The sequence below is a fragment of the Variovorax soli NBRC 106424 genome (assembly GCF_001591385.1).
In the GTDB taxonomy this organism is placed as follows: domain Bacteria; phylum Pseudomonadota; class Gammaproteobacteria; order Burkholderiales; family Burkholderiaceae_C; genus Variovorax; species Variovorax soli.
Map to the genome: position 1 here is coordinate 1 of NZ_BCUU01000147.1, position 9,242 is coordinate 9,242.

General features: G+C 69.6%; 7 protein-coding genes and 1 pseudogene. 4 read left to right on the top strand and 4 right to left on the bottom strand.

The annotated features are described in order from the left end of the window. On the top strand, positions 1-734 hold a 734-nt coding region (locus VSO01S_RS24770; RefSeq protein ID WP_068645441.1), incomplete at its 5' end, for a ketopantoate reductase C-terminal domain-containing protein. Positions 735-889: 155 nt separating this feature from the next. Continuing rightward, on the top strand, positions 890-2,353 hold the full coding sequence (locus tag VSO01S_RS24775; RefSeq protein WP_153305424.1) for a phospholipase D-like domain-containing protein: 1,464 nt from the start codon (positions 890-892) through the stop codon (positions 2,351-2,353). A 39-nt stretch (positions 2,354-2,392) separates the two neighbouring features. Here VSO01S_RS24775 and VSO01S_RS24780 read toward each other — a convergent pair whose 3' ends face one another. The 4 genes from VSO01S_RS24780 to VSO01S_RS24795 form a co-directional block, all read right to left on the bottom strand. Continuing rightward, complete coding sequence (locus VSO01S_RS24780; protein WP_068645443.1) at positions 2,393-3,724, bottom strand: DUF5666 domain-containing protein; 1,332 nt, start codon at positions 3,722-3,724, stop codon at positions 2,393-2,395. A gap of 94 nt (positions 3,725-3,818) precedes the next feature. Next, positions 3,819-4,112 (bottom strand): hypothetical protein, encoded by a 294-nt coding sequence (locus VSO01S_RS24785; protein ID WP_068645444.1) that lies wholly within the window; start codon positions 4,110-4,112, stop codon positions 3,819-3,821. Positions 4,113-4,251: 139 nt separating this feature from the next. Then, a complete protein-coding gene (locus VSO01S_RS24790; RefSeq protein ID WP_068645445.1) occupies positions 4,252-5,976 on the bottom strand; it encodes an alkaline phosphatase D family protein in 1,725 nt (574 codons plus the stop codon). A 150-nt stretch (positions 5,977-6,126) separates the two neighbouring features. Then, positions 6,127-7,098, bottom strand: a complete 972-nt coding sequence (locus tag VSO01S_RS24795; protein ID WP_245684320.1) for a DUF6502 family protein — start codon at positions 7,096-7,098, stop codon at positions 6,127-6,129. Positions 7,099-7,280: 182 nt separating this feature from the next. Here VSO01S_RS24795 and VSO01S_RS24800 point away from each other — a divergent pair, with 182 nt between their 5' ends. Together VSO01S_RS24800 and VSO01S_RS27400 are read left to right on the top strand one after the other, a co-directional pair. After that, a complete protein-coding gene (locus VSO01S_RS24800; protein ID WP_068645446.1) occupies positions 7,281-7,667 on the top strand; it encodes a hypothetical protein in 387 nt (128 codons plus the stop codon). 468 nt (positions 7,668-8,135) lie between these two features. Then, a pseudogene (locus tag VSO01S_RS27400) lies at positions 8,136-9,242 on the top strand (hypothetical protein); the annotation flags it as partial.

Consider the following 9,242-nt stretch of genomic DNA (forward strand, 5'->3'; position numbering starts at 1 on the left):
CCCAGCTGGCCGCCGCCCTGCCGGCCGGCACCGGGGTGCTGTCGATGCAGAACGGCATTTCCAACGCGGCGGTGGCGGCGCAGGCCGGTGCCGGCCTGGTGGTGCTGCCGGGCATGGTGCCCTACAACGTGGCCGAGCTCGGCCCCGGCGCGTACCACCGCGGCACGGCCGGGCGCCTGGTGGCGCAGCGGCACGACGTCCTGGACGGCTGGCCGCCGGTGTTCGAGGCCGCCGGCGTGCCGCTCGACCTGGTCGACGACGCGCGGCCCATCCAATGGGGCAAGCTGCTGCTCAACCTGAACAATCCGGTGAACGCGCTGTCGGGCCTGCCGCTGCGCGCGGAACTCATGGAGCGCGGCTACCGCCGCTGCTTCGCTGCGCTCATGGAAGAGGCGCTGGGCGTGCTCGCGCGCGCCGGCATCGCGCCTGCGCAGGTGGCGGCGCTGCCGCCGGGCAAGCTGCTCAAGGTGCTGCGGCTGCCGTCGCCTGTCTTTCGCATCGTTGCGGCGCGCATGCTCAAGATAGATGCCAAGGCCCGCTCCAGCATGGCCGACGACCTGACGCTGGGGCGGCGCACGGAAGTCGATGCGCTGTGCGGCGAGGTGGTGCGCCTGGCGCAGGCGCACGGCATGCAGGCGCCGCGCAACGCGAAGATGGTCCAGCTGCTCGACGTGTGGCCGCGCAAGCCCGAGCAGCTGTCGCCGGCCCGGATGTCGGAGGCGCTCGGGCTTTGACGACCAGGCGGGTGATTCACGCAGTAGCAGGGCAGGGCGCAGCGGGCGCTGGCTGGCTTCCACGCCTCGGCCTGGCCGTTGTCGCGCTGGTATGCCTGACGTTGGCGGGCTGCGCCTCGCTGCCGTCCTTCCAGCCGCAGCCCGAGACGCATGCCATGCCCGTGGCCGCCGCGGCGCGCACCCAACTCGCCCGCATCGCGCGCGCCGACGAGCCGGAGACGCCAGGCCTCTCGGGCTTTCGCCTCATGGCCCAGGGGCCGACCGCCTTCAACGCCCGACTTGCGCTGATGCGGCACGCCCAGAACACCATCGACGCGCAGTACTACGTGCTCAACCGGGACCTCACCGGCCTGATCTTCCTGCGCGAGCTGCGCGCGGCCGCCGCGCGCGGCGTGCGCGTGCGCCTGCTGGTGGACGGCCTGTACGCGCCGGTGAGCGAAGACCTGTATGCGGCGCTGGCGGTGCAGCCCAACTTCGAGGTGCGCGAGTTCAATCCGCTGCCTGCGCGCGCCGGCCCCTTGCCCTGGCGGCTGATGCTGTCGCTGCACGACCTGCGCCACATCAACCGGCGCATGCACAACAAGCTGCTGGTGGCCGACAACAGCCTGGCCATCACCGGCGGGCGAAACGTGGCCGACGAATACTTCATGCTCTCGGAGAGCAGCAACTTCGTCGACATCGACATGCTGGTGAGCGGCCAGGCCGTGGGCGAGCTGTCGGCCACCTTCGACGACTACTGGAACAGCGCGCAGGTGCGGCCCATGGCGGTGCTCCAGCCTGCGCCTGCGCCGCAAGACGCCGCGCGCCTGCTCGATGCCGTCTTCGCCCCCTTGCCGCAGAGCATTGCCGAACCGAGCGTGGACGTGCTGGGCCAGCCGACCGTGCAGGCGCAGCTCGAGCGCGGCTGGCTCGACCAGATCTGGGGCGACGCGCGCGTGCTGGCCGACTTTCCCGGCAAGATCACACTGGACGACCCCGAGGCCAGCTTTGCCGACAGCGTGACGCAGCGCACCGTGGCCCAGATCCAGGGCGCGCGCTCCGAGGTCTTCATCGTCTCGCCTTATTTCGTGCCGGGCCCGCACGGCCTGGCGCTCATCCAGGACGCGCAGCGCCGCGGCGTGCAGACCGTGGTGATGACCAATGCGCTGAACGCGACGGACGAAACGCTGGCCTACAGCGGCTACTCGCGCTACCGCGAGCCCATGCTCAAGTCGGGCGTGCGGCTGTACGAGCTGGGGGCCAACCTCATCACGCGCGACAGGCGCCTGGGCGACTTCAAGATGTCCAGCGCCCGCCTGCACGCCAAGGTGGCGGTGGTGGATCGGCGCCGCATGTTCATCGGCTCGATGAACTTCGACGGGCGCTCGGCCTGGCTCAACACCGAGGTCGGGCTGATCGTGGAAAGCACCGAACTGGCGGCGCAGTTCCGCCAGCTCATCGACGAGTTCAGCCCCGGCACCTACGAACTGCGGCTGGACCCGGCCAAGGGCGTCATGTCCTGGGTGGAGCGCGACATCGACGGCGCCGAGACGGTGCAGTACGACGAGCCCGGCTGGAGCGCCTTGCACCGCTTCCGGGACTGGCTCATCCTGCAGATGGTGCCGGAGGAGATGCTCTGAGCATCGGCCGGGCGCGGCGCGTGCCGCCACCCGCATGGCTCATTCGAAGGTGACGCTCTGTGCCATCAGCACGCCGTCCACCACCTGCGCGCCGCGGATGTCCACCCGCACGCCCGGCCCCAGCCTGTCCGCGCCGCCATTGACGAACACCACGCCCGGGCCTGCCGCATTCACCGGCTGCCCCCTGACGCGGAAGTCCGACGGCGACGTGAACGCGCCGACGTTGCCGATCAGCCGGAAGGAAGCGGGGCCACCGGCGCCGGGTACGTTCCGGATCGCGAGCTTGCTGGCACGCAGCACGCCATCGATCACGACGCCGGCAACCTGCACCTTCACGCCGTTGCCGACCGAGCCGGCCGGCCCGCCCGTCACCAGCGCCTGGCTCGCATCGACCGGGAAGCCCAGCACGCGCATCGAGCCCAGTCCGCCGAAATCCGTGACGACGCCCGCAAACTGTGCGATGGCGGCCTCGGTGGCCGGCAATGGATACCACCACTGCACCTGCGTCGCCACGATGCGCCCGCCCGCGGCGTTGCCGCGAACGCGCACCAGCGTTCCTTCGGCCAGCGCACGGCCGTCCGGGCTCGCGCCGAGTGCCGCGCCGGCATAGTCGACCACCAGGCGCCCGAGCATGAAGCGTCGCTGCACGGCGTCGAGGTTCTGCACGGTGCCGGTGAGGATCGGCGCGGACGGGCTTCGCTGCTCCACGCGCGTGGCGCGCAGCACGCCGGGGCCGGCGGGCAGGCCCCAGACCTGCAAAGTGAGTCCCGTCGCAAGCGCGGCCGGGCCGGGCAAGTCGGCCCAGACGGTTGCTTCGTCGGTGGTCACCGTGGTGCCGAGGATGGCGAAGCTGCCCGAGGCCGCGTCCACCGACTCCACCGGCCCGCGAAGGTCGGCGGCGGATTCGACCCGACGCGCGATGCCGCGCGTGAAGTCCGCATTCACAGGGGCCGTGACCTTCACGCTCATGCCCAGCTGGATCCCGTTGTCGGCATCTTCCAACTGCCCGACGGCGGTCTTCGTGTCGTAGCGAAGCCCATTGACGAAGATGCTGCCGGCGCCGTCGACCGCGCCGACGCCGGTCGCATCGGCCGTGCTCACGCCGGTGCCGCCGGACCCCACACCCGAGCTGTCGTCGCCGCCCCCCGATGCCGTGGTGGTGCTGCCGTCGTCCGCTGCAATGCCGCCGATGCCACCCATGCCGCTTCCTCCGCCCGCATTGGCGCCATCGCTTCCCGCGCCACCGGCTACGGGCGGCTCGAACCCGCTCATGCGTGCCATGCCTGCGTCACCGCTTCCGGAGCCTCCGCATGACAGCAGCAGGCCGATCATCAGCGCCAGGAGGCCGTTGCGCAGCAGGATGGTCCTCATTCCTTGCTCCAAGGGGCGCGTATCGGAACGCGGTGTCGGTGAATCGAAGCGGATCTACGGATGCATCTCGATCATCCGGGCCCGCCTTGCGGCGTCAGACTTCGGAGGACGACCAGAGCCGAAGGCGCCGGGCCGGCCGGCTGGCCACGCGCCAGGTGTCGGCCTCCGATCGGACGCCGGCGTGCTCGAAGATGATACGCACGCGTTCGCCCAGCGGGGTAATGGAATCGACCTGGACCACCTGCCTGGCCTCGGACGTTCCGGGGTGCAGACGGCCATCGACATAGCCCGCGCGCAACAGGCGCTGGGCGAGCTCGATCTGCTCGGGGTCGCTGATGATGACCGGCAACTGCCGGCTTCCGAGTTGATGGAGCAAGTGGTAGGGCATGTTTTCTCCTGAACCACAAACCAGGGCAATCCGCGTGCCTGCTCGAACATCGCCTGAAACCACGGCAGCTCCGGGGCGCGCGGCCGGTGCATGCCGAGGCGGAAATTTTTACAGCAAGAACTTCCGCCGTGAGGAAAGCCTAGGCCGCAAGCAGGTCCAGGTTGGCCGGGCCCGGCAGCACGCGCCTGCTCGCCGTCACCCCGGTGGAATACGAGCGGCTGAACACCGTGCTCACCTCGATCCAGTCGCCGCGCGCCTCGGCCGGCGTCAATGTCAGTACCAGGTAGCCACGCTTGCTGGTCTGCGCAAAGCGCAGGTCGGCCACCATCTTCAGGAAAGCGTCCGCGAGGACGGTGTCTGCGATCAGCGGCAGGCGCGTCTCGAAGCCCGGCGAACTGACCGACGAGGTGCCGAACTCCACGCCCACGCGCTGGCCGTTCGCATCGGTCAGGTTCGCGCCCCACATGTTGTGCGTGTCGCCGGCCAGCGAGATGAGGTTCTTGCCCTGGGTGCGCGCCGCCGCCAGCACCGTCTCGCGCGCGGCCGGGTAGCCGTCCCAGGCATCGAGGTTGTAGGGCACCCGGCGCTGGGCCAGCAGTGCGCGCTGCGAATCGCTGCGCAAGGCCTCGGGCGTGGCCAGGGCCGCCGTGAACTCGGCCAGCGTTTGCGGCGTGGTCGAGCTCGCGACGCTCAGCGGGATGTGCATGCGGGCCATGAGCACCTGCTGCCCCAGCACCTGCCAGGTGGCGCCTGACGCGGCCATGCGCGCGCTCAGCCAGTCCGATTGGGTGGCGCCCAGCAGCTGGCGGCTCGGCCCGTCCGCCAGGCCGCTGAGGTACTGGTCGAGCGTGACCTGCTGGTCGCGTCCGATCAGGCGCGTGTCCAGCATGTGCAGCGACACGAGGTTGCCGACATCGAAGGATCGATAGATCTTCAGCGGGTCGGCCGGGTCGGGCAGGCGGGTCGGCAGCCATTCGTGATAGGCCTGGACGGCAGCGGCCCGCCGCGCGGTGAAGCTGCCTTCGTTGGCGTCGTCGTGGTTGGCCGCGCCGCCCGACCAGGCGTTGTCCGCCACGTCGTGGTCGTCCCACACGGCGATCACCGGCAGCCTGGCATGCATGGCGCGCAGGTCCGGGTCGCTGCGGTACTGCGCATGGCGCCGGCGGTAGTCCTCCAGCGTCAGCAGCTCGTGCGGGGGCTGCGATTCGCGGTCGATGGTGAAGGCCAGCTGCGAGGCGAAGCCCACCAGCCCGTATTCGTAGATGTAGTCGCCCAGGTGCAGGGCCAGGTCGAGGTCGTCGCGCTTGGCCACCTCCGCGCACACGTTGAAATAGCCCGAGGGGAAGTTCGAACAGCTCAGGGCAGCCAGGCGCAGCTGCGAGACATTGCCCACCGGCAGCGTCTTGGTGCGGCCGGCGGTCGATACCTGGCCGCGCAGCAGGAAGCGGTAGAAGTAGACGCTGCCCGGCTGCAGCCCGGTCACGTCGACCTTGACGGTGTAGTCCTTCTCGGGGCCGGTCGTGGCCTCGCCGCGCGCCACGATGGCGCCGAAGTTCGCATCGCTGGCGACTTCCCACCGGAGGGTCAGCGTGCCCGGGCTGGCCACGGTGACCCGCGTCCAAATGATGACGCGGTCGGACAGCGGGTCGCCGCTGGCGACACCGTGCGGGAACACGTCGGAATTGTCGGGTGGCGGCGATCCGTCTCCGCCGCCGTTGTCCCCGCCGCCGCCGCCGCACCCGGTGGTGCTCACGCCGGTGCCGACGAACATCGCATAGAGAATCGCGCCGCGGATGAAGTTGCGGCGCGACGAACCGGATGGCGCTTCGCCCGGATCCGCATGGGTGGCTTCGAGATCGGCCATGGTGCTTCTCCTTTGCACCGAGCCCGGCGGCCGCGGGATGCTTGCTCTTGTCGTGCCGGATGCTTGAGGCCGATTAGAGGGCGCCTGTGCCCGGGCCCGCCGTAGGCATGCGCTTCGATTCGCTGTCAGCGCGCTTCGACCGCGGCTGTGCTAGCGCTGCTGCCGCAGCCGTTTGCGCGGGGCAGCGGGCGCTTCGCCGCGAGCGTCCTGGCGGCTTGCGGGGGCGGCCGTCTGAAGCCCGGTCTCGTCTTCCGCATCTTCGAGATACGCATAGATGCCAACGCGAATGCGCGCGGAGTCCTTCTTGTCTGCCGCCTCGAAGGCCTTTCGCATTTCACGGCTCATCTCGCGCTGCAGCGCCGCCCAGCGTTCGCGTGCCAGCCGGTGGATGCGCTCGCATTCCTGCAGCGAAATCCCGGTTGCGAACACGGACTGCTCCAGCAGCGCCGGCCTGGCGCCCAGGGTGTTGGAGACGCCGGCCAGCATGTGGTCGCGGGCGTTGTCGCCCAGGAAGGACAGCAGGCCCTTCAGATCGCCGGCCGGCACGAAGCTCTCGACCGCCAGTTGCGCGATGCCGTCCTGTTCGATCGCCATGTTCAGGCGCACCAGTTCGTCCAGGATGGCGCGGTGGTGCACATTGCCGCGGCTTGCATGCCGCGCCATGGCTTCGAACGAAGGCCGTGTTTCATCGCTGGACATGATCGGCATCGCGCGCAGCGCGGGATCGTCCGCGAACAGCTGCAGCCACAGCGTCAGGGTCTTCGATGCGGCCGACGTCTCGGTCTGCGGCAAGGGCTCGGCGGCTTCTTCTCGCACTCTGCTGGCCAGCGCCTTGCGGTTCAGTCCCGTGGTCACCGACAGCTGGCTGATGTTGGGCTCGATGCCTTGCGCGCGCCAGGCGCGGCGCGCCTCGTCCAGCATCGCGTCGCGCAGCACGTCTTCCAGCTGCGCGTGCTTCACGCCGAAGGCCAGCGCAAGCCGCACCAAGGGGCGCAGCGCCCGCTCGCAGGCACCGAGCACCAAACCGAGCTGGCCCTCCCGGGCCTGCGCCATCTGCGCGCGCGGCATGCGCGCCGGACGGCTCTTCCTGGCATCGCGCGAAGCCGCGCGCTTCATGGTCATGGAACTGATTTCACCTCAATCGACAGGCGGCGCTAACCGCCGGTTACCAATGGGACAGGAACAAAAGCTTTTGTCTTACATGTTCGCCTGCAAGCGGAGGACCATAACAACGACCTTGAATGGGAAATTTTCCCATACTGCTAGCCGGCACGCGGCTGCTTCTCTCTTTCTCGGAGTGCGCCATGTCCCTGAACCCGAACGCCCTGCTCGAATTCAGCTCCGTCAGTCACTTTCAACACAAAGGCACTGCAACCTGGGTTTCCGATCCGGTGCCGACGCAGCCGGTACAAACTTTCGGCAGCCTCGTGGATCTGGCCCGGCTGAAATTCGACACGGCGTCCGCCGAGATCTGCGATGTGTGCAACACGATCAACTTCGGGCATGCCCTCTACTGCAAGGGTTGTTCGCACAAGCTGCCGGCCTTCTATGCGAGTTGCGAGGACGAGCCGCCGCCACCGCCGCGCCGCGCATCGGTGCTGGCGGATCGCGCATCGCTGACGGACTTCGCGGCCTTCGTGCTGGTGGTCAATCTGCTGGTGGGCATTGCCGAGTTCATGCCCATCCAATGAACGTCCACTTCCCCGGCCACTGCCATGACCAAATACTGCGAGGCCTGTCATACCGCGAACAGGGACCGTGCCCGGTATTGCGTCGGATGCGCGGGCAGGTTCGGTGGAGTTCGCACCTCCGCACTTGCCGCTGCTCCGCTGGAGGAACGCCAGGAGCCCACGCCCTGGGCCACCGAGATCGTCGCTGGAAGACCTGCTGAACCGGTTGCCGCCGCAGACGCGACGGCGGCGCACGAAGAGCCGACAAGGCCCGATGCACAAAGGCCGGCGATGGACGCCGGCGTGCGGACCTTCGCGAGAACCGCGGCCGGAACGCCTGCGCGAAGGTTCACGCACCAGGACGCCGCGGCGCGAACGCTGGCGAATGCGTCTGCGCGCACCTTTGCGAGAACGCCTCATGCGGGGGCGGCCGAAGCAGCCGCTGCGAGGGTGGCCGCGCAACAGCCGTCGGAACTTGCGAGAGTCGCCGTGGCTCCGATACCCGCACCGGCGCTGGCATCCGGGCATTGGCGGGCGGCAAGGAACAAGGATGCGTCGGCGGTGGTGTTGTCGGCAGTTGCCTTCGGGGTGGTCGCAGCGATTGCGTTCTGGGAAGAGGCGATCGATTTCGAGGGGCGGGAGCAGCGATGGCCGGGCGCCGGCACGCAGACTGCGGCCGCGCCTCCCATCACCGACCTGCCGCGCAGCGAGCCCGTGCCGTGGATGCCTGCGACATCGAGCGAGTCGCGGGCTGCCTCGCCCGTGCAGGGCGAGGAGCAGTCCCAGGCCGCGCAGGAATCGCTGCTGGCCCTGGCGGTGCAGCAGCAAATTGCCGATGCCCAGGCGCAGAAGCAGACGCAGGCACAGGCGACGTCCATCGAAGTGCCCATGCCGCCGGCGGCCGTGGAGCAGGGGGTCGAGCCTTCGCAGGAGAGCAAGCCCGCAACGGCGTCGCCTGCTGCAACGGTGGTTACCACAGAGCAATTGCCAATCGCGCCAGAAGCGATGCCCAAGGCAGCGGAGGCCGCGCAACCGGTGCAACCGGCGGCAGAGGCGCCCAGGATCGCCGTGCCGCCTGAACCTCCTGCTCTGCCGGCGAGCAAGCAACTGGCGTCGACGCGCAAGGCAAACGCTCCAGTCGCAACGCGCGACAGGAATGCGTCGACTGCCGTCGCGGCCCGCGATGAAGCCAAGCCACGGCAAGGTCTTGCAGCGCCTGCTGCCGGCACGCAGCGCGCGAGCCAGGCAGCGCCTGAGCGTGTCGACCGAGCGGCAGTGCCGGCGGCCCGGCAAGCGGCGGCAACGCCAGCGGGCCGCCAACCAGTGGCAGCACCGTTGGTCGTCCGCAGCCCGACGGCTGGATGGCCCCCGTGCAACCGGTACGACCCCTTCGGCGAAGTCCTTTGTGTCAATGCGCCCGCCAGCGGTGGCGGTGGGCAGCCGGCGGCGGTGACTGCGGTCGCCCCGGCGCCGGTGGTGTCATCGCCCGCACCGGCCACCGAGGGCGCGCCTGCCAAGAGCGCGATCGTGAAGAGCGCCGTCGCGCTGGCCGCCAGTCCGACTGGCGCCGCAGCGGGCAGCGTCGGTGCCACGGGC

What these genes read in the sequence shown, in the direction of transcription:
- VSO01S_RS24775 (WP_153305424.1), top strand. Translation starts at nt 890, where the DNA reads ATGCCCGTGGCCGCCGCGGCGCGCACCCAACTCGCCCGCATCGCGCGC.
- VSO01S_RS24780 (WP_068645443.1), bottom strand. Translation starts at nt 3,724, where the DNA reads ATGAGGACCATCCTGCTGCGCAACGGCCTCCTGGCGCTGATGATCGGC.
- VSO01S_RS24785 (WP_068645444.1), bottom strand. Translation starts at nt 4,112, where the DNA reads ATGCCCTACCACTTGCTCCATCAACTCGGAAGCCGGCAGTTGCCGGTC.
- VSO01S_RS24790 (WP_068645445.1), bottom strand. Translation starts at nt 5,976, where the DNA reads ATGGCCGATCTCGAAGCCACCCATGCGGATCCGGGCGAAGCGCCATCC.
- VSO01S_RS24795 (WP_245684320.1), bottom strand. Translation starts at nt 7,098, where the DNA reads ATGACCATGAAGCGCGCGGCTTCGCGCGATGCCAGGAAGAGCCGTCCG.
- VSO01S_RS24800 (WP_068645446.1), top strand. Translation starts at nt 7,281, where the DNA reads ATGTCCCTGAACCCGAACGCCCTGCTCGAATTCAGCTCCGTCAGTCAC.